The following is a 22744-nucleotide window of genomic DNA, read 5'->3' as shown; positions in this document are numbered from 1 at the left end:
TAAAATCAGTATCATATTTCCTTCAACAAAGCCTGCCGGGCCCTTGATGGGCTCCAGCGAAGAAATCTTCGCGCTCTTCAAACGCCGCTTGAAGAGGCTCACGATCCGATTCACCGCAGCCAGTCCATCCCGTTGATTTCCTTGGGGTCAGACCGCTCGCCAGCCATGCCAGAGGCCAAAGAGCGATACGAGGACCAGCAACAGGCCGGCTGCTCGACCGACAATGACAGTCGCCTTCGGATTGGAGATCAGAAAGGAGCGGCTTCGCCCGGCGGTGACAGCCAGCGCGCCATAGATGGCAAACTGCGTGCAGACCGTCATCAGCCCCATGATCAGCCCCTGGACCCAGATCGGGCCATAGGCGGGCTTCAGGAATTGCGGATAGACCGCAAGCATGAAGAGATAGGCTTTCGGGTTCATGAGGCAGGTTATCGCGCCGCGGCGGAACGCACGCCATGAAGTGCGGCTGCCATCCGGTCCGCCGCCGTCGACGGTGATCGAACTGCGGATCAGGCTGATTCCGATCCAGGCCATATAGAGCGCGCCGACAACAAGCAATGGATTGAAGAGCCAGGGAAGGAAGCTTGCAAGCAGGCCGATGCCGAGCGCGCCGTAGAGCGCATGCACCGCCCCACCCGCCATGATGCCCGCCGTTGCCGCCATGCCGGCGCTGCGGCCGCCGGTCAGCGAACTTGCCAATACGAAGAGCATGTCCATGCCCGGCACGATGATGATGCCGAAGAGAAGAATAAAATAGAGCCAGAGGTTTTCGCTGTAAGCCATGTCAGTTGCCCATCATCAAAAACGGCCGATCCATTAGGGATGCCATTGATTTTCAATTCGATAAGCGCTCCTATAAACCAGCCCAACTGACAGGGTATTGTCAGTAGCGTGGAAGTGGGGGCTCACATGCGCAAGGCGTCGCGGCTGTTCGAGATCATCCAGATCCTGCGTCTGGCGAAGAGGCCCGTCACCGCAGCTATCATCGCCGAACAGCTGGAAGTGACGGTGCGGTCGGTCTATCGCGATATCGTCGCGCTGCAGGCCATGCGCGTGCCGATCGAGGGCGGCCGGGGCATCGGCTATATCCTTAGGCCTGGCTTCGACCTGCCGCCGCTGATGTTCTCGATCGAGGAGATGGAGGCGATCGTGCTGTCGCTGGCGCTGCTTGAGCGAACCGGCGACGGCGAGCTGAAGCAGGCGGCCGCGCGCATCGGCCAGAAGATCGCCGGCGCTGTACCGCCGCCATTGCGGCAGGCAATGGATGCGAAGGCGCTCTATGCCTGGGGTTCGATAGCGCCCTCGCCCACCGCGGATCTTGCCTCCGTGCGGCGTGCCATCCGCGACGAGCAGAAGCTCGATATTGCCTATCGCGACGAACTCGGCCGGGAGACTCAACGCGTCATCCGACCGATCGCACTGATCTATTATTCCCAGACCGCCAATGTCGTCGCCTGGTGCGAGTTGCGCGAGGCGATCCGCAATTTCCGCAGCGACCGGATCGAGGTCTGCGAGGCCACCGGGCAGTTCTTCAAGGGTGACGGCGAGCGGTTGCGGGCGCTCTGGGTCAGCGGATGGGAGATCAATGCGGGGCGACAGGCGGGGTAGAACATTTCCGCATAATCGTCTTCCGGTCCGAAGCGGACCTCCCATTTCACTGAGTGGGAAATGTAGTTTTTCTCGCGACGAACAAGTGGTATATTTTAGATCTTTCTTATGTAATCGCATTGGTTCATCTGCAGCAGGAGGGGTCCGCCATGACCATTGGCCGGAGCATGCTTGTTGGTGCGGCGTTCTTCGCGATTGGCTGTACGTCAGCCTGGCCTCAACAGGTGACGGGTACGCTTGGCGAGCCTGGGGCGACCACCACGATCACCGGAAAACAACTTCCGCCGCCTGATGCGAGCTTTGGCGGCGTGATCAACCAGCGGGCAGATCAATCGCGCCAATGGTGGCCACCGCGCGTCGTGCCGCCAAAAGGCGCGCCCAACGTCCTGCTGATCATGACGGATGACCAGGGTTTTGGCGCACCTAGCACCTTTGGCGGCGTCATTCCTACTCCGGCGATGGATCGCATCGCAAAGGAAGGTCTTCGGTTCACCAATTTCCACTCGACTTCGCTCTGTTCACCGACACGGGCAGCCTTGATCACCGGACGCAACCATCACTCGGTCGGCTTCGGGGTGGTGGGTGAGATCGCGACCGGCTTTCCCGGCTACGATTCAATTATTCCGGTCGAAAAGGGCACAATCGGCACCATCCTGAAAGAAAATGGTTATGCCACGTCGTGGTTCGGCAAGAACCACAACACGCCCTCCTATCAATCCAGCCAGGCGGGGCCTTTCAACCAGTGGCCGACCGGTATGGGCTTCGATTATTTCTACGGTTTCGTCGGCGGCGACGCCAGCCAGTGGCAGCCGAACCTCTTCCGCAACACGACGCCGATCTATCCCTTCGAGGGCAAGCCGGCCTGGAATCTAGAGACCGCCATGGCGGACGAGGCGATCGGATACATCAAGCAGCTCAAGGAGCTTGCTCCCGGCAAACCTTGGTTTGTCTACTATGTACCGGGTGCGACACACGCGCCACACCATCCGACAACGGAATGGATCAAGAAGATCAGCGACATGCACCTGTTCGACGACGGCTGGAACAAGGTGCGTGAAACGATATTCGCCAACCAGAAACGGCTCGGCATCATGCCTGAGAACGCCAAGCTGACGGCTTGGCCGGAAGGGCTGCCGCAATGGAATTCCCTGAACCTGGAGGAGAAGAAGCTTTTCACCCGGCAGGCGGATGTCTATGGAGCCTATCTCGCCTATGCCGATCACGAAATCGGGCGCGTCATCCAGGCGGTGGAAGACCTCGGCGAACGCGACAATACGCTGATCATCTACATCGGCGGCGACAACGGCGCCAGCGCCGAGGGCATGGTCAACGGCACTCCGAACGAGTTCACGACCTTCAACGGCATTCCGGTGCCGGTCAAGGATCAGTTTCTCTGGTATCCGTTCTGGGGGTCGGAGCGAACCTTCCCACACTACGCCGCCGCCTGGGCCTGGGCCATGGACACGCCATTCAAGTGGGTAAAGCAGGTGCCCTCGCATTTCGGCGGCACCGCGCAGGGCGTCGTCATGTCGTGGCCGGGTCGCATCACAGACCAGGGCGGCATTCGCCGCCAGTTCCACCATGTCATCGACATCGTCCCAACCATCCTCGAGGCTGCAGGCATCCCAGCGCCAGATACGATCAATGGCATCCAGCAGAGCCCGATCGAGGGCGTGAGCATGGTCTACACCTGGAACAAAGCCAACGAGACCGCGCCAACCCGGCATGAAACGCAGTATTTCGAGATGCTCGGCAACCGCGCCATCTACCACGACGGCTGGGTGGCTGCGACGACGCCTGCAACACTGCCATGGGAGCTGAGCACCGCGACGCCACCTGACGTGATCACCGGCTACCATTGGGAGCTCTACAACGTCGGTGAGGACCCGACCCAGGCAACCGACCTCGCGACCCAGATGCCCGACAAGCTGAAGGAGTTGCAAGACCTCTTCTATTCCGAGGCGAAGAAGTACAATGTTCTGCCGCTCGACAACTCGACGCTTGCCCGTTGGAACACGCCGCGCCCGAACCTCACGGCCGGGCGAACGGAGTTTACTTATTCCGGAGAGCTGAGCGGCGTGCCGGCGAGTGCCGCGCCCAGCATCATGAACAAGTCCTACACCATCACCGCCGACGTCGATATTCCCGAGGGCGGTGCGGAAGGCATGATCGTCACCGAAGGAGGACGCTTCGGCGGCTATGGCCTCTTTCTCAGCAAAGGCGATTTCGGTGTCGGAAGAGGCAAGGTGGTGTTTCTCTATAACCTCCTGGACCTCAAACGCACCACATGGGAGGGGCCGGAACTGGAATCCGGCAGACATAAGATTGTCTTCGACTTCAAGTCCGACGGGCCGGAACTGGGCAAGGGCGGCACGGGAGTGCTGTCGGTGGACGGCACGGAAGTGGCCAAGAACTCCATAGAGCACGGTATCCCCGTTACCTTCCCGGAGGACGAGACCTTCGACATCGGTCTCGACACGAGAACGGGGGTGGCGCTTATCGAGTATCGTTATGATCCGCCGTTCAGATTTACCGGCAAGATCGACAAGCTGACCTTCGAACTGAAACCGGGGACGATTGCAGTGCCCTGATGGCCTGATCAATTAGCAGAAATGGCAGGCGTAAGCGACGAGAGGCAACGCACAATGATGATCAGGGTGCTTGATTTCGCCGCTGTCGGCGAAATCGTTACAGGTGTTGCCTTGTTGATCGCGCCGTCCTGGGTGGGGCAAGTACTGCTCGGGGAGCCGCTCGTTGGTGTTGCCATCGCACCGGCTCGGGTGGCCGGGATTGCGCTATGTGCCCTTGGCGTCGGCTGCTTGCTGAACTCACCTCTTCTGGGCATGTCGGCATACAGCGCCGCTGTGGCACTGTATCTGGGCTACGTCGGTTCGATTGGTGGGCTCGCAGGCATGCTTTTGTGGCCGGCGGTGGCGATCCATGCTGTCCTTTCGATCTTGCTTTTTCGAATCTGGACCAAAACATAATTCGCGGGCATCCGGCCGGCATTCAGCGAGAAAACTCCAGCGAACCTCCGCAGGCGAGGGCCGCGCAAGGGATGATGGAGATGGAGGACCCTTATCTGCTCCGGGCCAATGCCCGATCCGCAGGAAGCCTGATGAAATCGCCCGTCGGCGCGACCTCGATTGCGATCGCGGTCGACCGCAAACACGATATGGGGCAAAATCACCTGCGATTGCCGCCCACTCCACTATCGAAGATGCGTCATCATGATCTCTATCCCCCTGCCCTTCGTCGTATCGCTGTTCCTGATCACCATCCTCGTGCAGATGATCCGGCGCGCCGAGGGACAGCTGCGCGAAAGCCGGTTCTTCCTGCTGCTGATCGGGGCGTATGCGCTGCAATCGGTGCTGATCGGCATCCGCTGGGGTTATGACACCAGGGCGATCATGCCTGTGCAGGCGGTGCTTGCGACCGTCATCCCGCCGCTCGCCTGGCTGAGCTTCCGCAGCCTCGCCGCTGAAGGAAGCGGCTATTCGCGGCTGCTGATCTCGGCCCAGTTTCTGCCGGCCTGCCTCGTTGCGCTTCTTTTCATAATCTGGCCCGATCCGGTCGGGCCCGTGATCACGCTCGTCTTCCTTGGCTATGGAGCGGCTCTCGTCTGGATGGCGCGCCTCGGTCCTGACAGTCTCGTCGCTTCGCGACTCGACGGCGCCGTGCGTTCTTACCGCTCGCTACAGGTCACCGCCTTTGCAATCCTCGGGTCGGCGGTGACGGATGTCGTCATCAGCTATGATTTCGCATCGACTGGCGGCCGGTATTCAGCGTTGATCATCGCCGCTGTCAATATGATATCCCTGCTCGTCCTCGGTGCCGCGGCATCGGTCACCAGCGCCAATACCGCCTCCGACCCGTCGGAGACTGCGGATGAACCGGCCGAGGCCGCGCCGATCGCAACGGACGAAGATTCACGGATCGCGGCCAATGTCGACAGCCTCATGCAGAGCCGCGAACTCTATCGGAATGTCGACCTGAATCTTGCCAAGGTCGCCCGGCGACTTCACCTGCCTGCCCGGCAAGTCTCCAATGCCATCAACCGCATCCATGGCATGAGCGTTTCGCAATATGTCAATAATTTCAGGGTGAAGGCTGCCTGCCTGCTACTGGAAAGCACGGACGATCCCGTCACGCGCATCGTCTTCGATGCCGGCTTTCAGACCAAATCGAATTTCAACCGGGAATTCCTGCGGGTGACCGGCCAGAGCCCGACGGCCTGGCGGCAGATGCACCGTCAGCCGCCGAGCAATGTGGCGCGGCTGGAGCGCAAGGCCGCCTCCTGATTGATGCCCCCGCCGCTGACCTACAGCGGCAGTGTCCGATCCCCTTCCCGACCGAAACCCTCAATCTCGAGCCTGTCGGAATAGACGGAGACGATGGCGTAAGCGTTCAGGTCAGGCGTATCGACCATGCCTTTGAAATTGACGAAATAGGTGCCGTCCCTAGCGCCGAAATTGCCATGGTGATTGTGGCCGCTGAAATAGGCGATGACGTTGTCGTAGCCGGCAAGAAGGTCGAGAATCTGTTCGCTGTCGAAGGCATTGTGGTCGTTGACGGGGAAGACGGGATAGTGGTTCAGGATGAAGACCTTGTCTCCAGCAGCCTTGGCCCTCTCCAGCGTCTCGCGCAGCCAGAGGAATTGCGCGCTGCCGATCGCACCGTTCCAGCGCTTGCCATTGCTCGCGCCTGCAGCGTCCAGCGCCTTCATCCATTGCTTGGCCTCCTGCCTGTTCGGATAGCCCTCCGGCCAAGCGTGCATGCTGACATCGTTGCCGTCGAGCGCGATGAAGCGATAGCCATCCTTCGCAAAATCATAATATGCGGCCGGCATGCCGACCCGTGACACGACGGACGAGAGCCGCTCGGGCGCGACCGCGAAATCGTGATTGCCGAGCAGGAAATGGCGCTGGTGACGCAAGGTCTCGTAGACGGGGAACACTGCGTCGAAGCTCTCCCAGATGCCGTCGATGATATCGCCAAGGGTGAGGACGAAGGCCAGATCGTGGCGATTGAATTCGGCGATCGCTTCCTGAAGCTTGCCCAGGCTGTTTGCGGGATAGCGGTTCAGCGCAAGATTTGGCTCGATGGGCGCATATTGCGGGTCGGCGATGACGCCGAAGCGGAAGAGAGGTTCTGTAAAGGACATAGGCTTCTTCGGGTCGGGTGGCGTGCCAATACCATATCAAACAAAACACCCGGCGTATGGAGGCGCCGGGTGCGATAATTGACGGCAGGTTTGCCGATTACTTGGTAGCGGCTTCGTAGCGCTCCAGGACGTAGTCCCAGTTGATCAGGCTGTCGACGAAGGCTTCGAGGTACTTCGGACGGGCGTTGCGGTAGTCGATGTAGTAGGAGTGTTCCCATACGTCGACGCCGAGGATCGGGGTCGCGCCGTGAACGAGCGGGTTTTCGCCGTTCGGGGTCTTGGAGATTTCGAGCTTGCCGTTCTTGACGGAAACCCAGGCCCAGCCGGAGCCGAACTGCGTTGCGCCGGCAGCGGCGAAATCGGCCTTGAACTTGTCATAGCCGCCGAGGTCGGAGGTGAAGGCTGCTTCGAGCTTGCCCGGCAGCTTGTTGCCGCCGCCGCCCTTCTTCATCCACTTCCAGAAATGGATGTGGTTGTAGTGCTGGGCAGCATTGTTGAACAGGCCGGCATTGGTGCCGAAGGACTTCTTGACGACTTCTTCCAGCGGAAGGTCGGCCATCCCTGCTTCTGCAGCGAGCTTGTTGCCGTTGTCGACATAGGCCTTGTGGTGCTTGTCGTGGTGAAACTCGAGGGTTTCCTTCGACATGAAGGGCGTAAGTGCTTCGTAATCGTATGGAAGTTCAGGCAATTCGAAAGCCATGGTCATATCTCCTCTTGGCAATAGATTGCGTCCTTTGGCAGGTGAGCGGGAACATAGGAGCGGAGTGTGAACGTGGCAACACTCGAACTGCCAAAAATCGGTACGCCCACGGAAAATTTGCCTTTATTTTCCGAAGGACTATCTGGCACCGACGACGTCCAAATCCTCAATTCACGCACCGGTTTGTTGTTCCCAACAAGTAAACCGGCGCCGGAGATCGGAGTTTCGAAAACATGACGGGCAAGACAGCCGCGACCATTGCAGCCTTTACGGCAACAGCATTCCTGGCGGGCAGCGCGCTTGCCTCTTCGGACGAGGCCTGGAAGCAGTTTTCCGCCGATGTCGAGGCGAAATGCAAGGCGGCAGTCGTCGACCAACTGCCGCACCCGCGCATCGTCGTCGACCCGACCGGCAGCGAACATTATGGCCTTGCGCTTCTGACTGGCATTCCCAAGGGCGGTAAGACGCCGGCGAGTTTCCTTTGCGTCTACGACAAGCAGGCGAAGACCGCTGAAATCGGCAGCGAGATCGGCGCCGACAAGATGAAGGTGCAGCTTCCGGGCAAGGCGAAGGCCGGCAACGCGAAACCCGGCAAGACGCCCTGATTGCCCGCAACAGGAGACCGCATCAGCTTGCGGACGGAGGAAAACCCATGCGCCACATCGCCCTGATCCACAGGAGCTTTATCCGCTGGATGCTCGCCGCCGCTTCGATCCTTGCCGCGACATCGGTCCTGCCGGTCGCCCCGGCACATGCGGCCGCGCCGAGCTTCGATTGCAAGAAGGCGGAAGGCCAGGTGCAGGAACTCGTCTGCGGCGATGCCCAGCTTTCAGCCCTCGACCGCGAGGTGACGCGGCTTTTCGCGCTGGCGCAGGACGGCAAGCCGAAGGCTTCCGACCGGAAGGCGCTGGCGGCAAGCCAGCAGAACTGGATGAAGGCGCGGGAAAATTGCGCAAGCGCGACCGAAATGCATGATTGCGTGGTCGCCGGCTACCTGAAGCACATCATGGAGCTCAGGGGCATCTATCCGGTCGCGCGCTCGGCCGACAAGAAAGGCATTAGCCTCGGACCCGATACCGTCACCTGCGAGGGCCTGCCCGCACCGATGACAGTCGTGTTTGCCAATACGCAGACGCCGCTTGCCTATCTGAGCTGGGCCGACCGGGCGCTGGTGACCAAGCTCGGCCCCACCGGCTCCGGCGCTCGTTACATTGCAACATCCGGAGACAGCGAAACGGTGTTCTGGATCAAGGGCCGCGGTGCGATGTTCACGCTGCCCGATGGCAAGACGCATCAGTGTAGGATTGCCGAGCCGAAGTAAGCGCCAGCATAGGGCCGATCGGTAGGGTAAAACTGCCGCCACGTCGACTCATCTGGTCAGCACGGTCATAGCCCGAAGTTCCGCGGTTCCAGGATCGCGATCAAGCACGACCTCGATTACGATCTAGGTCGAGTTTCACGATGTTTTCCCTCAGATCGACTGCTGTCGTCACATTGCTGAGGGAAACGATGAAGCTGTTGAAAATCTCGATCGCGCTTTCGATCATCGCTCTTTCGGCGTTGATGGTGCAGCCAGCCTCCGGCGCCAGCGATAATGTCGGCGTGCGCCAGATCTCGGCCCGCTCCGAAGAGCGCGGGACCAATCTCGACGTCACCGTCTGGTACCCGGCGCAATCAGGGGGAACGTCGGTCACGCTTGGTGAAAGCCCGTTCGTTACCGGCACTTCTGCCATGCGCGATTCGCCGATTTCAGAGGGAAGATTTCCCCTCATATTGCTCTCCCATGGCGCCGGCCTCGCGGGATATGCGCAAGCGGTAAGCTGGATTGCGACGCCACTGGCGAAAGCGGGATTCGTCGTCGCGGCCCCAAACCATCCTGGAAATGGCGGCCCTGGCCGATCGGCAGCGGAAACGATGAAGCTTTGGCTGAGGCCCCGGGATATCACCGAGACTCTGAATGCTGTCGAAAAGGACGCTTTCTTCAGAGAGCACATCGACAATGACGAGACCGGCATCCTGGGGCTTTCCGCCGGCGGCAACACCGTGTTGTCGATTGCCGGCGCCCGCATGGATCCTAAACGCCTGGCCGCCTATTGCGATACGGACGCGCTCAATGCCTCCCTTTGTGAATGGGTCAGGCAAAGCGGTGTGGATCTTCACACCATGGATTTGCGGCCCGCCAGTCGTGACAACGAAGACAAGCGCATTCGCTTTGCGATGGCGATCGACCCTGCTCCTGTCGATATCTTTGATTTCAAGACATTTTCGCAGATCTCAATTCCCGTCGAGATCGTAAACCTGGCGCAACCGGGGAAAATCCCCGTGACTGCCGATGCCTCCGAAATCGCCAAAGCCATTCCAAACGCCAGCTATTCCACGATCGGAGATGCCAGCCATTTCAGCATGTTTGCCGAGTGTAAGCCCGGCGCGTCGGACATGGCCGAGGCTGAAAAAGTCGGTGATCCGATTTGCTCGGATGGCGGCGGTCGCACAAGAGGCGAAATTCATGCGCAGCTGATCGATATGACTATCGACGCCTTCACCCACGCGCTCAAGACAAGCCGCTAGCAACACGGAAGCGGCTTGAAACAACCAAACTATAAATTCCGCCCGAAATAGACCGTCACTTCAGCGACCTTATCGCCTTCGAAGCGGATGGTTTCGATGTTGCGGAAGCTGCCGCCGCCAATCCTGTCGGCGCGGTAGCCGACGATAACGTCGTCGCCATCGGGCACGAGATGCTCGAAATGAAAGCCGCTGAACACCCTTTCCTTCGGCCAGCAGCGCTCGAAATAGGTTGCCCGGTCGATATGGTCGTCGCGCGGGCTCGAGAAGGTGAAGCCATCGGTCAGCATCGGGCGGACGAGATCCGGGCGCTGGTCGATATAGGCGGCGTAGAGATTGCGGACGGTTTCCAGTCTCGCATCGCTTGTGGATGTCATGATGCATTCCTCGTGTTTTTGTCTCAACGCACCGCGGCGTCGAGACGATCCAATCTGATTGCAAAATGCAATCGGTTTATAGCGGAAATGATGGCAGAAGGCAACCGATGAAGCCTTGCGGCGGCTTGGCAGGGGTTCCCGCATCGTCCAGATTGGGCTGAATTGAGCATGCCGAAAGGACCGCCTCCATGCCCGAGGCCCGACAGATACTGGACCGACTGAGCCGCCTTGCCGCGAGGGACAATCGCCCCCTGATACCGATCGCAGACATCAAGGGTGCTGCGTCGCTTTTCACCTTCGTGACGCATCAGCGCGAGCGCATTGCCGGCTGTGCCTTTTCGCGCGCCTCGATCGTCGTCATCGTGGAAGGCGCCAAGGAGGTGGTCAGCATGGGCCGTCATCTGCGGTTCGCGGCCGGAACGGTTCTGGTGCTGCCGGGCGGCTGGAGGGGCGATGTGGTCAACGATCCCGATCCCAACAGTGGCGCCTATCGCGCCATCTTCATCGATTTCCCGGATGATATCGTGCGCCGGGCGGCCAGGGCCTTGCCTGTCGTCAAAGCCGAGCCGCATTTCTCGCTGCCGCTCGATCCCGTGCTTGCCGCGGCGATCCATCATGCCGGGGAAGGCATCGCCTCCGGCGACCTGCCTGATGCATTGATGGATCATCGCATCATGGAGGTACTGATCGTGCTCGGCATGCGCGGCGCGCTGCCCGTCAAGCCGGAGACGACGGCCGACCGGGTGCGCGCACTGATCCGCTGGCAGCCGGATCGTGCCTGGACGGCGGAGCTGATCGCAAGCGAGCTCGGCACCAGCAATGCCACCCTGCGCCGCCGCCTCGCCGACGAGGGCACCGGCTTGCGCGAGGTGATTGCAACGGAGCGGATAGCGGCGGCGCAGACGATGCTTGCCGAAGACGGCCTCTCGCTCAACGAAACGGCGCTCGCCACGGGATACCGCTCGACGCGCCTCCTGGCAGACCGGCTTCGGGCTGCCCGAACCGAATTGCATCAACCTCTGACCTCTTGAGCGTTTTCAGACATATTTTGAGCGTTTCGACGCATGAACAGCATAAAGGGTCTGCTAGACCGGCATTTATCCGCTTCACACGAAAGGGCAAGACCATGCAGAGCACGACCCGCCTTCTCCGCGTCATCACCATCGCCGCTGCAGCGACGACTGTCGCGCTCTCCGCTTCGGCCGCCGATCTGAGGGTCCATTTCGACAAGACGGAGCCGGGCGACATATTGCCGGCTCAGAACGCCGCCTGCGTGCCGACGCGGCAAGGCAAGTCTGCGCCGGGGCGGAATGTGAGCCCGGCAATCCTCTGGTCGAAGGGGCCGGCCGGTACCAAGTCCTATGCGCTTGCGCTGGTCGACCCGACGGTGCCGACGGACCGTTCCAACTTCAACAAGGAAGGTGTGACTATCGACCGGGATGTTCCCCGCTCCGAGTTCGTGCATTGGGTGCTGGTTGACATTCCAGCCTCGCAACTCCACTTGCCTGCCGGAGCCGATGGCGAAGGCCTGAGCAAATCAGGGCTGCCGCTGAAGCGCACGCTGCATGGGCTTCGCGGCCAGAACGGGGCCGGCGACGGCACGCTGAAGAACGGCCAGCATGGCGGCTACATGGGTCCCTGCCCGCCCTGGAATGACGGGCGCATCCACGAATATCAGCTCACCGTCTACGCTCTCGACGTTTCGGCACTCAAGCTTCCACCCGTCTTCAACCGGGCCGAACTTCTTGCCGCTGCGAAGGGGCATATCCTGGCGCAGGGGACCGCGACGGTGAATTACACGATCAATGAAAGAGCAAGGAAATGACCGAGACCAGATGGGAAGCAGGCGCCACCACGGAGCCTGAAACCGCGCATTGGATGAGAAACATGGTGATCTGCCTCGTCGGCTCCTTCACCACCATCATCGCCATGACGCTGCTGCTTCCCTTTCTGCCGCTTTATGTCGAAGAACTCGGCGTGACAGACAAGGCCGCCATCGTGCAATGGTCAGGCATCGCCTATGGCGCGACCTTCTTTGCAGCGGCCATCGTCGCGCCGATCTGGGGCCGGCTTGGCGATATATACGGCCGCAAGCTGATGCTGATCCGCGCCAGCCTCGGCATGACGATCGCCATCTCTCTGATGGGCATGGCGGGCAATGTCTGGCAGCTGGTCGGCCTTCGCCTGTTTACCGGGCTTGCCGGCGGCTATGCCTCGGGCTCGATGGTGCTCGTCGCCAGCCAGACGCCGAAGCATCGCTCCGCCTGGGCGCTCGGCATGGTGTCCTCGGGCATCATGGCCGGCAACTTGGTTGGCCCGCTGATCGGCGGCGCGCTGCCGCCCATCATCGGCATTCGCACCACGTTCCTGGCGGCCGGCGCCGTGATCTTCCTGACCTTCCTTGCCACGACCTTCCTGATCAAGGAAGACAAGTCGCCCGCCCGCAAAAAGGCGGCGAAGGCAGCCGGTGGCTGGAAATCGATTCCGGACAAGCGGCCTGTCATCGCCATGCTGGCGACCGGCATGCTCTTGATGCTCGCCAACATGTCGATCGAGCCGATCATCACGGTTTATGTCGCGCAGATCGTTCCCAACCAGGCGCAGGTAACGATGATCGCCGGCGTCGTCATGTCGGCCGCCGCGCTCGGCAGCATTCTCTCGGCATCGAGGCTTGGCAAGCTCGCCGACCGCATCGGCCACTGGCCGGTCATATCGGGGGCGCTGTTGTTTGCAGGGCTGCTGTTGATCCCGCAGGCTTTTGTGACCGCGTCCTGGCAGCTGATCGTCCTGCGCTTCCTGATGGGGATTGCGCTCGGTGGGCTCCTGCCCTGCATCACGGCGGTCATTCGCCACAACGTGCCCGATGCAGCGATCGGCAGTATCCTCGGCTTGTCGATCTCGTCGCAATATGTCGGCCAGGTCGCGGGTCCGGTCCTCGGCGGCTTCGTCGGCGGCCACATCGGCATGCGCGCCGTCTTCCTGGGCACCTGCGTGCTGCTGGTTGTGGGGGCGGCCTACAGCTGGCTGGTGAAGCCGAAAGAACAGGAATAGACTTTTCTGCCGGGAGTATCGGGTTCTTACCCCTGCTCCCGGCCGCAGATCATGTCCACGCCTGACCGGGCAATCGCCTCCAATGTCTCGCGGCTGTCGCCAGCGCGGGCACGGACGGCAAGGGAATGCATGACAGCGGATGCGAGCTTTGCCAGTGCTTGCGGATCTGCGCTTTGCGGAAGTTCGCCGCGCTCGACCGCGAGCTGCATCCGATTTTCGATCTCATCGTCGAAATCGTTGAGACTGCGGCCCAGCACTTCACGAATGCGGACATGCTGAATGGCTTCCGCTGCGGCCGTGCCGATCAGGAAGCAGCCGCGGGCCGCGGTCTCGCCATGAAGATAGATTGCCAACGCGCCGGCATAGACTCGCGCGATGTTTTCCCGGAGCGGCAGGGATGGATCGAGGGCGTCTGCAAGGACATCCATGCTGTCTTCGCGATATCCCTCCAGAGTATCCAGATAAAGCTCTTCCTTGTCGCCGAAGGCCCCATAGAGGCTTGGCCGGTTGAGGTTGGTTGCGGCGCTGAGGTTGTCCAGCGAAGCCGCGGTAAAGCCCCGATCCCAGAAAACCTCGCGGGCCTTCCCGATTGCAGCCTTTGCGTCGAAGCCTCTCGGCCGGCCGCGTTTCTTCTCATCCTTCATTTTTGTACCGATCCGCATAAAATATCTTGACCCCTCGAATTTTATGCGAAACAGTACAAATGTCCAATGAATATTGACGCGACACTTTCGGATCGCGCTGCCGGAGAGGAAACGATGAAGCTTTATATGCACGCCGCCGCATGCTCCCTGTCCCCGCATATCATCTGCCGTGAGTTGGGTATCGATATCGAACTGATCGACGTCGACCGGCAGACGTTCAGGACGAGCACGGGCGAGGATTATCTCGCCATCAATGGCAACGGCTATGTGCCGGCGCTGGTGCTCGACGACGGCAAGGTGCTGACGGAAGGTCCGGCGATTGTCCAATTCCTGGCGGAAAGCGCGCCGGAAGGCTCATCCCTTCTACCGCCGGCCGGCACTTTCGCACGCAGCCAGGTTCAGTCCTACCTGAATTTCATCACCGCCGAGTTGCACAAGCCGATGGCCCTGCTCTTCAATGCGACCTATGCCGGCGCCCATGAAGGCATCCACGCGTTGGTCTCGAAGAGGCTGCGGTGGGTGAACGACCAGATCAAAGGCCCCTATCTCACGGGCGACGATTTCACGGTTGCGGACGCCTATATGTTCGTCTGCCTCAACTGGTCGCCCTGGATCAAGTTCGACCTCACCCGCTGGCCGGCCATTCATGCCTTCATGGCCCGCGTCGGCGCAAGACCTAGAGTGAGGCAGGCGCTTCAGGCGGAAGATCTCGAAGCCTTCGATGCGGATGGCATTTTCTTCGCCCCACAATCCTATATCGCCTCTGCCGGAAAATCGGGGACGCCGGTCAGGCCGTGACCGGTCGATCGAGCGGCCGGCAAGGGATATCTGCCTGTCTTGATGCGGTCGCCCGACTTCCGCATCAAGAAGTGGTACGCGCTCAGTCTGCGGAGTTGTTCCGCCCGTAGGCCCAATCCACGTAGAGGTCCAGCGCCTTGCGTGTAACCGGGCCGTGCTGGAATTCGCGGTCGTCGAGCCTGATGACGCTGACGACCTTGGAGTAATTGCCGCTCGTGAATATCTCGTCGGCGTCCATGAAGTCCTCAACCGTGAGCGCCGCTTCACGCACGTCGAAACCGGCCTGGCGCAAAAGGCCCATGACGCGGGCGCGGGTGATGCCGGCGAGGAAGGTGCGGTTGGCGACAGGGGTGTAGACGACGCCGTCCTTGACCATGAAGATGTTCGAGGATGCCGTCTCGACGACATTGCCATTCAAGTCGCGCATCAGCGCATTGTCGAAGCCGCGGCTCTTTGCTTCCCGGATGGCGCGGCCGCTATTGGGATAGAGCGCGCCTGCCTTGGCGTCTGTTGTCGCCGACTCAGGCGACGGACGTCGATAGGGAGAAACGGTCAGCGAAAAGCCGTCACGTCCGCCCATCGGCGCTTCGAAGAGGCAGAGCGCAAAGCGGGTCGATTCGCCGTCGACCATGACGACGCTGCCGGCCGAGCCGTGTTCGCCCCAATACATCGGCTTGATATAGACCGGTGTCTTGCCGTCGAATTTCTTGACGCCTTCCCAGGCGAGCGCCTCGATCTCTTCGGCCGTCTTCAGCGGCGTCAGGCCCATGGCCACAGCCGAGCGATTGACGCGCTGGCAGTGCAGGTCGAGGTCGGGCGCGATGCCGTCGAACCAGCGGGCGCCGTCGAACACGGTTGAGCCGAGCCACATGGCATGCGAGGTCGGCCCGATCAGCGGCGGGTTGCCGGAAATCCACTCGCCGTCGACGTAGGTCCAGGTGGGGGTTCGGGGCGATGTATCGACAGACATGATGAAATTCCTTTTGCAACTATCGGGAAGTGAAAGCCCGGCCTGCCAAGCGGTCAAGCGCAAACTGCCCGACAAAAACCATTCGCAAGAAAGCGCCTTGTGCTACCCTCTGTCACGCAATTTTCATGCGCGGAAACAACAGCTTGACGAATGGGTCCATCAGGAAAAATGATAGGCTACGTCAAAGGCTAGAAAGCGGGAGATTCCCATGAAAGCGATGTATTACGAGGCCTTCGAGGCTGCCCCCGAAATTCGCACCCTGCCGGACCCGACACCCATGGAAGATGGCGTGGTGATATCCGTCGGCGCGACGGGTCTCTGCCGCAGCGACTGGCATGGCTGGATGGGCCATGACCCCGATATCCGCCTGCCGCATGTGCCCGGCCACGAGCTTGCCGGCAAAGTAGTGGCAACAGGCAGGGGCGTCATGCGCTTCAAGGTCGGCGACCGCGTTACCGTGCCTTTCGTCTCCGGCTGCGGACATTGCTCCGAATGCCATTCCGGCAATCAGCAGGTCTGTCCGAACCAGTTCCAGCCGGGCTTTACCCATTGGGGCTCGTTCGCCGAATATGTCGCGATCGATTATGCCGATACCAATCTCGTGCACCTGCCTGACAGCATCGACGATGCGACGGCGGCGAGCCTCGGCTGCCGATTTGCCACCTCCTTCCGCGCCGTTGCCGACCAGGCGCGCACGAAGGGCGGCGAATGGATCGCCGTGCATGGCAGCGGCGGCGTCGGGTTATCAGCGATCATGATTGCCAGCGCCCTCGGCGCCAATCCCATCGCCATCGACATTTCCGAGGAGAAACTGACCTTTGCCCGCGAGTGCGGAGCAGTGGCGACGATCAATGCGTCCGATGTGGCTGATGTGGCAGAGGCGGTGCGGGAGATCACCAAGGGCGGCGCGCATGTCTCGATCGACGCGCTCGGCCATCCCGTTACCTGCTGCAACTCGATCCGGAATCTCCGCCGCCGTGGCCGGCATGTGCAGGTCGGGCTGATGCTGGGCGAACATGCGATGCCGCAGATCCCGATGGGCCAGGTGATCGGGCATGAGCTGGAGATCTATGGCAGCCACGGCATGCAGGCCTGGCGCTATGACGCCATGCTGGACATGCTGGCGGCAGGCAAGATCGCGCCGCAAAAGCTGATCGGCCGCAGGATCAGCCTGGAGGAGGCAGTGCCGGCATTGATGACACTCGACAAGGCGGAGGGAACCGGGATCAGCGTGATAACGCAATTCTGAGCGGGCGCTCCCTGCCCTTTGCTCAAAAGACGAGCGGATCAACCGCTGGCGGGACAATCTCGTAGGGATTTCGCCAGCGCGGCCGCCGGCCATTGCGCCATTGATCGACTGAACGGCAAGTCTGTTATGCGCATAGCGCAATACTCATCGGCCGGACATTCCCTATATGCAACCGGCTCGTGACGCAGAAAACGTTACGTTTCGGGCGCCTGTGGCATTCCGGTCAAGGCGGATCGCTATCTCATGCCGGCCGAATCTGCCAGCCGATTCGCGGGCCGCTCCGATTTTTCAGCGATTGCCAAACCATGAACGAAGGTTTAACAGCGCCGGCTCGAAAAATAAGAAAGAGACATCCATGTCCGAAAAGATCGACATTCAACTTCAGAAGGCCCCGGCGCGGACCTTCTTCATTTTGGGCGACCGGATTGAGCGTCGCGCGCGCCTGGAAGGCAACTGGCTGAATATCTTCGACATCACCGTGCCGGCCGGCCACGGCACGCCGGCGCACAGCCAGGCAAGCCCTGAAGTCTTTCGCGTCCTCGAAGGCCAGCTCAAGGTCTGGCTGATGACGGATGCGGGCGAGGAAGAATTCGAACTCGGCGTCGGCGACATCATCACCATCCCGGCTCGCGTGACGCATGCCTATTCCAATCCCGGTTCCGAGCCGACGGTCTTCTCCGCGCTTGTCGACAAGGACGTCGCCGATTTCATCCAGTCGGCCGGCACCAGCAATCCGCCCGAGGCGGACCTGACGCAGGAGGCCGTTGCCCAGATCGTGGCTGACGCCAGCGCGCACGGGATCGTCTATCTCGCAGCCTAACCATCGATGCCGGCGCCCCCTTGGCGGTTCGCCGGCAGCGCCCTCAATCCGGAATGGTCAGCGGACCGCAATCGTCGTCCGCGATGAAGGTCGCCAGGATCTGCGCTGGCTCCGTCTTGCTGGCATTTTCCGCGAAGAGATGGATGGCGCCCGGCGGTTCGAACCAGGATTGACCGACCGCATAGGTCCCCACCGGTTCCCCTTCGAGCTGCGACCGCAGCGTTCCCTTGATGAGGAATGCCGCCACCGAGCCCGGATGCCGGTGGCGAGGCGTATAGCCATTCGGCGGGAAGTCGACGAGGGCCAGAGTCAGCGACTTGCCGGGCACGTTCGGCAATTTCTGGCAGGAGATCGGCGTCGCCGGTCGTCCGGCCGCCCCGGATGACTCGCTTGCCATCATGTGCGCCATATCGTGCATCGAGTGGTGATCCACGACATCGGGCGCGATGGCGATGCGCGTTGCGGCAAAGCCCAATGCCGCGACAGCAATGGCCGCAAGGATTGCGGGGCGCAGCGGGTTCCCACGCTTTCGTTGCGGCTGCGGCAAATGCAGATCCGGAAATGTCATATCCTTGATCCCTGATGAGAGTGTCTTGAGGTTATTTCGCCAGCCGGAAGGCCGGGCTCCAACCAAGCGTCCTCACGGCCTTCGCCGATGTCAGCTCACCGCTTGGCTCGGCGATGTTGAAAATGCCGTGCTCGCCACGCTCGACCGCGAGCAAGGCCGCATGGGCGGCGGCGTCGACATGCACGGTGATCGATCCGTTTGCGGCATCGCCCCCCGTGCCCGGTCCGTAGATGCGGCCGTAACGCAAAACGATGCCTGTCAACGGCGGTGACTGAAGGGTTTTTGTTTCCAGCGCGACAACGCCATTCACGCTCGTCCGTCGCGGCTCGAGCGCATCGAGATCCAGCGGCGCCTGCTCGTCATGGGGTTCGCTGCCGGGCGCATAGATCCATGCAATGCTCTGGGCGATCATGCGGCGGGCGCCCGATGCCAGGGCCGCCCTGACGAGATTGTCCGTTCCTTGCCCGCGGATGCGGGCATTGCGTGCGGCAAATTCCGTCGCCTTGGTCGGATCGACGGAGGCCGGCAAATCCGTCAGCTGATGGATCACCACATCCGGCTTGGCGTTGACGACGATCCGCGCCAAAGCGTCAGCATCGAAGACATCGACGATGACGGGCTCGACGCCGAGCGCCCGCAGATTCTTGGTCTTCTCCGGCGAGCGCGTGGTTCCGATGACCGAATAGCCTGCTTCGACGAGAAGAGGCACCAGCCGCCTGCCGATCGCACCGGCGGCACCGGCAAGAAAAATTCGCTTGGACATGACAGTTCCTTCCGACATTCGATTTCGGTCGGAGTTTGCAGGCGGAATCGTATAGACAAAAGCACCAAGAACGCTTCGAAATCCTGTACCGTTGATCGCCATGACCGATCTCGCCATCAAACTCGACCGCACCGCAAAGTCTTCGCTCGCAGAGCAGCTTCGCCTTTCCATCGAAGCCGCAATCCTTGACGGGCGGCTGAAGCCGGGCATGCGCCTGCCCTCCTGGCAGGACCTCGCCACACAGCTCGGCGTGGCGCGTGGTACGGTGCGCGTCGCCTACGAGCGCCTCCTGGATGCGCAACTGATCGTTACTTCAGGGCCTGGCGGAACGCGGGTCACGGAATATCTGCCCTTGAGGCCGCCGGAGCGAAAAGCCGAGGAACGCCCAAGCTTGCCGATCATGTTTTCGGACTATTCGACGCCGCCGCGGATATTCCAGATGGGCGTGCCGGCACAGGACGCCTTTCCCTTCAAGACATGGTCGCGCACGCTGTCCCGCGCAGCAAGGCAGGTCGCTGCCCTGCCCGTCAGCTATCCTGATCCGCGTGGCGAACGGGCATTGCGGCAGCAGATCGCAGGCTACCTCGCCGTCGCCCGGTCCATGACCTGCGGCGAGGAGCAGATTTTCATCACCGGCGGCTATAATGGCGCGCTTGGCCTCGTCATCCGTGCCCTGCAGCTGGAAGGCAGGCCTGGATGGATGGAGGAACCCGGCTATCCGATCGCCCGCGCAGCCCTGCGCATCGCCGGAATTACGCCTGTTGCCGTTCCAGTCGATGCCGACGGGCTGGATGTCTCGCGAGGATTGGAGATCGCACCGGCGGCGGCCTTCGCGCTGGTCACGCCGGGCCAGCAGGCGCCGCTTGGAATGACCATGTCATTGCCGCGCCGGCGGGCTCTGCTGCAATGGGCCGAAGAGGCGAAGGCCTGGATCATAGAGGACGACTATCTCAGCGAATTGCAGCTGAAAGGCCGCGCGGCGCCGGCGCTCGCATCCATCGACCATGGCGGCAGGGTCATTCATATCGGCACCTTCAGCAAGACGATCAGCCCGGCGCTCCGGCTCGGCTTCATCGTGGTTCCACCGGCGTTGACGTCGCGGTTTGCCGAGGCGGCGGCCTATCTGGCTCCGGCGCCGTTTCCCGGCATCCAGCATGTGGTGGCCGAATTCCTGCGTGACGGTCACTACATCCGCCACCTGAGAAAGATGAAGCGTCTCTATGCGCAGCGGCGCGATCTTCTCAAGCAATGGCTGGAGCCCGGCCAGTCAGTCGAGGCGATGGCGGGGCTTGCGCTCGTGCTGCGGCTTCCCGATGGAACGCCCGATGTCGAGATCGCCAAGCGCCTGCTTGCTTTCGGGCTTGCGCCCGGTCCCCTCTCCCCGTGGTATGCAGGCGAGGAGTCCTCTGCCGGCCTGCTGCTCGGCATCACCAATCTCGTGCCGGAGCGGATGGAGGCAAGCTGGTCGGTGCTGCAGACGGTCATCCGGGAGTTTTCCTGATGCAACCATGCATTCCGCGAAGGGATTTTCGCCGCCCCCCTTGCACATGACGGCTTTCATCGCCAAATTGCGCGCCATGCCCGATAGCGAGCCATCCAGTTCCCGATCCCGCACGCCCGACCGGTTTACGCCGGACGATGCGGATGGCGATGGCTGTAGCAGATCGTTGCTGCGGGCCTTTTTGAGCCTATCGGATTTCTTATCGATCATAGATCGCGACATTTCTTTCAGCGTGCCTGCCTTGCGGTCGCGCCGCCTTGTCCTTGCAGCAAACCCCATATTCCGAACAGAGGAGAGAATTGGCAGGTCCGCCCCGGCCGATGCCAAGCTTTATTGATTGATGGTCTTCGACTGGATTTCCGACCCGTCCGCCTGGGTTGGGCTTGCGACCTTGATCGTGCTCGAGATCGTTCTCGGCATCGACAACCTCGTCTTCATCGCCATTCTGGCCGACAAGCTGCCACCGGCCCAGCGCGACAGGGCCCGCCTGACGGGCCTCTCACTCGCGCTTCTCATCCGCCTCGGGCTGCTCGCCTCGATCGCCTGGGTGGTGACGCTGACGCGGCCGCTCTTTGCTATCATGGGCTTCGGCTTTTCCGGCCGTGACATCATCCTGATCGTCGGTGGCCTCTTCCTGTTGTTCAAGGGCACCATGGAGCTGCACGAGCGACTGGAAGGCCATGACGAGAACGGCGAGAAGAAGATCGTCAATGCCGTGTTCTGGCAGGTGATCGTCCAGATCGTCGTGCTGGACGCGATCTTCTCGCTCGACAGCGTCATCACCGCCGTCGGCATGGTGCAGCAGCTGGAAGTGATGATGATCGCCGTCATCATCGCCGTCGGTATCATGCTGCTTTTGTCGCGCCCACTGATGGCCTTCGTGTCGAAACATCCGACCGTCGTCATTCTCTGCCTCGGATTCCTGATGATGATCGGTTTCTCGCTGATCATCGAAGGCTTCGGCTTCCATATTCCGAAGGGTTATCTCTACGCCGCGATCGGCTTCTCGGTCATCATCGAGGCGCTGAACCAGTTGGCGCGCCACAACAAGGAACGGCTGATCACGCCGAGCAATATCCGCGACCGCACGGCGGACGCGGTGCTCGGCCTTCTCGGTGGCAAGCGTCCGCAAGGTACGCTCGGCCAGACGGCGGAACTGATCGCCGAACATGCCGAGGAGAAGCAGGTCTTTTCCACAGAGGAAAAGGACATGATCCAGGGTGTGCTCACGCTTGCGGACCGCTCCGTCCGCTCGATCATGACGCCGCGCCCTGACATCGACTGGCTCGACCTCGACAAGCCCGAGGCCGAATTGCAGCACCATATCGTCGAGGTCGGCCATTCGCGCTTTCCGGTGGCACGCGGCAGCCTGGACAATTTCATCGGTGTGGCCAGCGCCCGCGACCTGATGCGCGACATATTGAAGGACGGCAAGGTCGATCCGAAGCGCTCCATCCGCCAGCCGCTCGTCGTCCATGAAAGCATCAGCGCACTGAAGCTGATGGAGCAGCTGCGCCATTCCGGCCAGGCGGTCGCTGTCATTCTCGACGAATATGGCGAGATCGAAGGCATGGTGACGACGACGGACCTGCTGGAGGCGATCGCCGGTGAATTCCCCGACGAAGACGAGGAAAAGCTGACGATCGAGAGGGGCGAAGACGGCTCGCTGACGGTCGACGGCTGGATTGACATCCGCCACGCATCAAGGCTGGTGGAAGCCGATCTCGTCGACGACACCGATCGATACTCGACGCTTGCCGGCTTCATTCTCTGGCAGCTCGGACACCTGCCGCACGAAGGAGAATCCGTCATCGACGGCAATCTGCTCTTCCAGGTGGTCGCACTGAAGGGTCGCAGCATTGACAAGGTGCGGATCCGCCGGGTCGAAGGCGCAATTTGACGCGGCCCTTGTTAGTGCGAGCCGTGTCATAGAAGCGTCATTCGGCGCGCCTATGAGCGCCGCAAT

General features: G+C 61.3%; 24 protein-coding genes. 16 read left to right on the top strand and 8 right to left on the bottom strand.

From position 1 onward, the window contains the following. Positions 1–147 precede the first annotated feature (147 nt). Positions 148–783, bottom strand: a complete 636-nt coding sequence (locus DTW90_RS10980; RefSeq protein ID WP_149338196.1) for a LysE family translocator — start codon at positions 781–783, stop codon at positions 148–150. A gap of 126 nt (positions 784–909) precedes the next feature. Here DTW90_RS10980 and DTW90_RS10975 point away from each other — a divergent pair, with 126 nt between their 5' ends. The 4 genes from DTW90_RS10975 to DTW90_RS10960 all read left to right on the top strand — a co-directional run bounded on the left by DTW90_RS10975 (position 910) and on the right by DTW90_RS10960 (position 5909). Further along, positions 910–1608: a YafY family protein gene (locus DTW90_RS10975; protein ID WP_149338194.1), complete on the top strand. Its 699-nt coding sequence runs from the start codon at positions 910–912 to the stop codon at positions 1606–1608. Between the two features lie 149 nt (positions 1609–1757). Next, positions 1758–4199, top strand: a complete 2442-nt coding sequence (locus tag DTW90_RS10970; RefSeq protein ID WP_149338192.1) for an arylsulfatase — start codon at positions 1758–1760, stop codon at positions 4197–4199. Between the two features lie 54 nt (positions 4200–4253). Next, positions 4254–4595, top strand: coding sequence for a hypothetical protein (locus DTW90_RS10965; RefSeq protein ID WP_245512577.1), 342 nt, complete (start codon positions 4254–4256; stop codon positions 4593–4595). A 243-nt stretch (positions 4596–4838) separates the two neighbouring features. Next, entirely contained in the window at positions 4839–5909 is a 1071-nt protein-coding gene (locus DTW90_RS10960; RefSeq protein ID WP_149338190.1) for an AraC family transcriptional regulator, read from the top strand. Between the two features lie 20 nt (positions 5910–5929). Here DTW90_RS10960 and DTW90_RS10955 read toward each other — a convergent pair whose 3' ends face one another. Further along, positions 5930–6772, bottom strand: coding sequence for a metallophosphoesterase (locus tag DTW90_RS10955; protein WP_149338188.1), 843 nt, complete (start codon positions 6770–6772; stop codon positions 5930–5932). A gap of 97 nt (positions 6773–6869) precedes the next feature. Further along, positions 6870–7472: a superoxide dismutase gene (locus tag DTW90_RS10950; protein WP_132517684.1), complete on the bottom strand. Its 603-nt coding sequence runs from the start codon at positions 7470–7472 to the stop codon at positions 6870–6872. 72 nt (positions 7473–7544) lie between these two features. Between DTW90_RS10950 and DTW90_RS37075 the strand changes: the two genes are divergently transcribed. From DTW90_RS37075 to DTW90_RS10935, 4 genes are all read left to right on the top strand, one after another. Beyond that, complete coding sequence (locus DTW90_RS37075) at positions 7545–7709, top strand: hypothetical protein (RefSeq protein WP_188079915.1); 165 nt, start codon at positions 7545–7547, stop codon at positions 7707–7709. Continuing rightward, positions 7706–8077: a hypothetical protein gene (locus tag DTW90_RS10945; protein ID WP_149338186.1), complete on the top strand. Its 372-nt coding sequence runs from the start codon at positions 7706–7708 to the stop codon at positions 8075–8077. The genes DTW90_RS37075 and DTW90_RS10945 overlap by 4 nt, the downstream gene beginning before the upstream one ends. A gap of 47 nt (positions 8078–8124) precedes the next feature. Then, positions 8125–8793 carry an MliC family protein gene (locus tag DTW90_RS10940; protein WP_149338184.1) on the top strand — a complete coding sequence of 223 codons (669 nt, stop codon included), beginning with the start codon at positions 8125–8127 and terminating at the stop codon, positions 8791–8793. Between the two features lie 188 nt (positions 8794–8981). After that, the gene (locus DTW90_RS10935; protein ID WP_149338444.1) at positions 8982–10040 is read left to right on the top strand and encodes an alpha/beta fold hydrolase; all 1059 of its coding nucleotides are present in this window, start codon (positions 8982–8984) and stop codon (positions 10038–10040) included. A gap of 29 nt (positions 10041–10069) precedes the next feature. Here the strand turns inward: DTW90_RS10935 and DTW90_RS10930 are convergent, their stop codons facing one another. Then, positions 10070–10414 carry a nuclear transport factor 2 family protein gene (locus DTW90_RS10930; RefSeq protein WP_149338183.1) on the bottom strand — a complete coding sequence of 115 codons (345 nt, stop codon included), beginning with the start codon at positions 10412–10414 and terminating at the stop codon, positions 10070–10072. 188 nt (positions 10415–10602) lie between these two features. Between DTW90_RS10930 and DTW90_RS10925 the strand changes: the two genes are divergently transcribed. The 3 genes from DTW90_RS10925 to DTW90_RS10915 all read left to right on the top strand — a co-directional run bounded on the left by DTW90_RS10925 (position 10603) and on the right by DTW90_RS10915 (position 13465). Continuing rightward, positions 10603–11445, top strand: coding sequence for a helix-turn-helix domain-containing protein (locus DTW90_RS10925; protein WP_149338181.1), 843 nt, complete (start codon positions 10603–10605; stop codon positions 11443–11445). A gap of 95 nt (positions 11446–11540) precedes the next feature. Beyond that, the gene (locus tag DTW90_RS10920) at positions 11541–12239 is read left to right on the top strand and encodes a YbhB/YbcL family Raf kinase inhibitor-like protein (RefSeq protein WP_149338179.1); all 699 of its coding nucleotides are present in this window, start codon (positions 11541–11543) and stop codon (positions 12237–12239) included. Then, a complete protein-coding gene (locus tag DTW90_RS10915; protein ID WP_149338177.1) occupies positions 12236–13465 on the top strand; it encodes a multidrug efflux MFS transporter in 1230 nt (409 codons plus the stop codon). Before DTW90_RS10920 ends, DTW90_RS10915 begins: the two co-directional genes overlap by 4 nt. A 26-nt stretch (positions 13466–13491) precedes the next feature. Here the strand turns inward: DTW90_RS10915 and DTW90_RS10910 are convergent, their stop codons facing one another. Next, positions 13492–14109 carry a TetR/AcrR family transcriptional regulator gene (locus DTW90_RS10910; RefSeq protein ID WP_149338175.1) on the bottom strand — a complete coding sequence of 206 codons (618 nt, stop codon included), beginning with the start codon at positions 14107–14109 and terminating at the stop codon, positions 13492–13494. A 114-nt stretch (positions 14110–14223) separates the two neighbouring features. On the opposite strand from DTW90_RS10910, the gene gstA reads away from it, so the two are divergent. Beyond that, positions 14224–14907, top strand: a complete 684-nt coding sequence (gene gstA / locus DTW90_RS10905; RefSeq protein ID WP_149338173.1) for a glutathione transferase GstA — start codon at positions 14224–14226, stop codon at positions 14905–14907. An 82-nt stretch (positions 14908–14989) separates the two neighbouring features. Here the strand turns inward: gstA and DTW90_RS10900 are convergent, their stop codons facing one another. Then, positions 14990–15877, bottom strand: coding sequence for a branched-chain amino acid aminotransferase (locus tag DTW90_RS10900; RefSeq protein ID WP_149338171.1), 888 nt, complete (start codon positions 15875–15877; stop codon positions 14990–14992). A gap of 208 nt (positions 15878–16085) precedes the next feature. On the opposite strand from DTW90_RS10900, the gene DTW90_RS10895 reads away from it, so the two are divergent. Together DTW90_RS10895 and DTW90_RS10890 are read left to right on the top strand one after the other, a co-directional pair. After that, positions 16086–17126, top strand: a complete 1041-nt coding sequence (locus tag DTW90_RS10895) for a zinc-dependent alcohol dehydrogenase family protein (protein ID WP_149338169.1) — start codon at positions 16086–16088, stop codon at positions 17124–17126. Between the two features lie 355 nt (positions 17127–17481). After that, on the top strand, positions 17482–17946 hold the full coding sequence (locus tag DTW90_RS10890) for a cupin domain-containing protein (protein ID WP_149338167.1): 465 nt from the start codon (positions 17482–17484) through the stop codon (positions 17944–17946). Positions 17947–17989: 43 nt separating this feature from the next. Here the strand turns inward: DTW90_RS10890 and DTW90_RS10885 are convergent, their stop codons facing one another. Both DTW90_RS10885 and DTW90_RS10880 read right to left on the bottom strand, forming a co-directional pair. Continuing rightward, the gene (locus tag DTW90_RS10885) at positions 17990–18514 is read right to left on the bottom strand and encodes a cupin domain-containing protein (RefSeq protein WP_188079914.1); all 525 of its coding nucleotides are present in this window, start codon (positions 18512–18514) and stop codon (positions 17990–17992) included. Positions 18515–18545: 31 nt separating this feature from the next. Further along, the gene (locus tag DTW90_RS10880) at positions 18546–19277 is read right to left on the bottom strand and encodes an NAD(P)-dependent oxidoreductase (RefSeq protein ID WP_149338165.1); all 732 of its coding nucleotides are present in this window, start codon (positions 19275–19277) and stop codon (positions 18546–18548) included. Positions 19278–19377: 100 nt separating this feature from the next. Here DTW90_RS10880 and DTW90_RS10875 point away from each other — a divergent pair, with 100 nt between their 5' ends. Both DTW90_RS10875 and DTW90_RS10870 read left to right on the top strand, forming a co-directional pair. Next, entirely contained in the window at positions 19378–20778 is a 1401-nt protein-coding gene (locus tag DTW90_RS10875; RefSeq protein WP_149338163.1) for a PLP-dependent aminotransferase family protein, read from the top strand. A 340-nt stretch (positions 20779–21118) separates the two neighbouring features. Beyond that, on the top strand, positions 21119–22678 hold the full coding sequence (locus tag DTW90_RS10870) for a TerC family protein (protein ID WP_149338161.1): 1560 nt from the start codon (positions 21119–21121) through the stop codon (positions 22676–22678). The last annotated feature ends 66 nt before the right edge of the window (positions 22679–22744 follow it).

This window comes from Neorhizobium sp. P12A, assembly GCF_008365395.1.
In the GTDB taxonomy this organism is placed as follows: Bacteria; Pseudomonadota; Alphaproteobacteria; order Rhizobiales; family Rhizobiaceae; genus Rhizobium.
The sequence above is the reverse complement of the archived record's forward strand: the minus strand, read 5'-3'. Positions and strand labels throughout refer to the sequence as shown.

Bases quoted from the DNA above. Each gene is read 5' to 3' on its own strand.
- DTW90_RS10885 (WP_188079914.1), bottom strand. From the start codon at position 18,514: ATGACATTTCCGGATCTGCATTTGCCGCAGCCGCAACGAAAGCGTGGG.
- gstA (WP_149338173.1), top strand. From the start codon at position 14,224: ATGAAGCTTTATATGCACGCCGCCGCATGCTCCCTGTCCCCGCATATC.
- DTW90_RS10900 (WP_149338171.1), bottom strand. From the start codon at position 15,877: ATGTCTGTCGATACATCGCCCCGAACCCCCACCTGGACCTACGTCGAC.
- DTW90_RS10980 (WP_149338196.1), bottom strand. From the start codon at position 783: ATGGCTTACAGCGAAAACCTCTGGCTCTATTTTATTCTTCTCTTCGGC.
- DTW90_RS10940 (WP_149338184.1), top strand. From the start codon at position 8,125: ATGCGCCACATCGCCCTGATCCACAGGAGCTTTATCCGCTGGATGCTC.
- DTW90_RS10945 (WP_149338186.1), top strand. From the start codon at position 7,706: ATGACGGGCAAGACAGCCGCGACCATTGCAGCCTTTACGGCAACAGCA.
- DTW90_RS10965 (WP_245512577.1), top strand. From the start codon at position 4,254: ATGATGATCAGGGTGCTTGATTTCGCCGCTGTCGGCGAAATCGTTACA.
- DTW90_RS10915 (WP_149338177.1), top strand. From the start codon at position 12,236: ATGACCGAGACCAGATGGGAAGCAGGCGCCACCACGGAGCCTGAAACC.
- DTW90_RS10955 (WP_149338188.1), bottom strand. From the start codon at position 6,772: ATGTCCTTTACAGAACCTCTCTTCCGCTTCGGCGTCATCGCCGACCCG.
- DTW90_RS10975 (WP_149338194.1), top strand. From the start codon at position 910: ATGCGCAAGGCGTCGCGGCTGTTCGAGATCATCCAGATCCTGCGTCTG.
- DTW90_RS10960 (WP_149338190.1), top strand. From the start codon at position 4,839: ATGATCTCTATCCCCCTGCCCTTCGTCGTATCGCTGTTCCTGATCACC.
- DTW90_RS10880 (WP_149338165.1), bottom strand. From the start codon at position 19,277: ATGTCCAAGCGAATTTTTCTTGCCGGTGCCGCCGGTGCGATCGGCAGG.
- DTW90_RS10930 (WP_149338183.1), bottom strand. From the start codon at position 10,414: ATGACATCCACAAGCGATGCGAGACTGGAAACCGTCCGCAATCTCTAC.
- DTW90_RS10910 (WP_149338175.1), bottom strand. From the start codon at position 14,109: ATGAAGGATGAGAAGAAACGCGGCCGGCCGAGAGGCTTCGACGCAAAG.
- DTW90_RS10890 (WP_149338167.1), top strand. From the start codon at position 17,482: ATGTCCGAAAAGATCGACATTCAACTTCAGAAGGCCCCGGCGCGGACC.
- DTW90_RS10925 (WP_149338181.1), top strand. From the start codon at position 10,603: ATGCCCGAGGCCCGACAGATACTGGACCGACTGAGCCGCCTTGCCGCG.
- DTW90_RS10970 (WP_149338192.1), top strand. From the start codon at position 1,758: ATGACCATTGGCCGGAGCATGCTTGTTGGTGCGGCGTTCTTCGCGATT.
- DTW90_RS10875 (WP_149338163.1), top strand. From the start codon at position 19,378: ATGACCGATCTCGCCATCAAACTCGACCGCACCGCAAAGTCTTCGCTC.
- DTW90_RS10895 (WP_149338169.1), top strand. From the start codon at position 16,086: ATGAAAGCGATGTATTACGAGGCCTTCGAGGCTGCCCCCGAAATTCGC.
- DTW90_RS10920 (WP_149338179.1), top strand. From the start codon at position 11,541: ATGCAGAGCACGACCCGCCTTCTCCGCGTCATCACCATCGCCGCTGCA.
- DTW90_RS10870 (WP_149338161.1), top strand. From the start codon at position 21,119: ATGGTCTTCGACTGGATTTCCGACCCGTCCGCCTGGGTTGGGCTTGCG.
- DTW90_RS10935 (WP_149338444.1), top strand. From the start codon at position 8,982: ATGAAGCTGTTGAAAATCTCGATCGCGCTTTCGATCATCGCTCTTTCG.
- DTW90_RS10950 (WP_132517684.1), bottom strand. From the start codon at position 7,472: ATGGCTTTCGAATTGCCTGAACTTCCATACGATTACGAAGCACTTACG.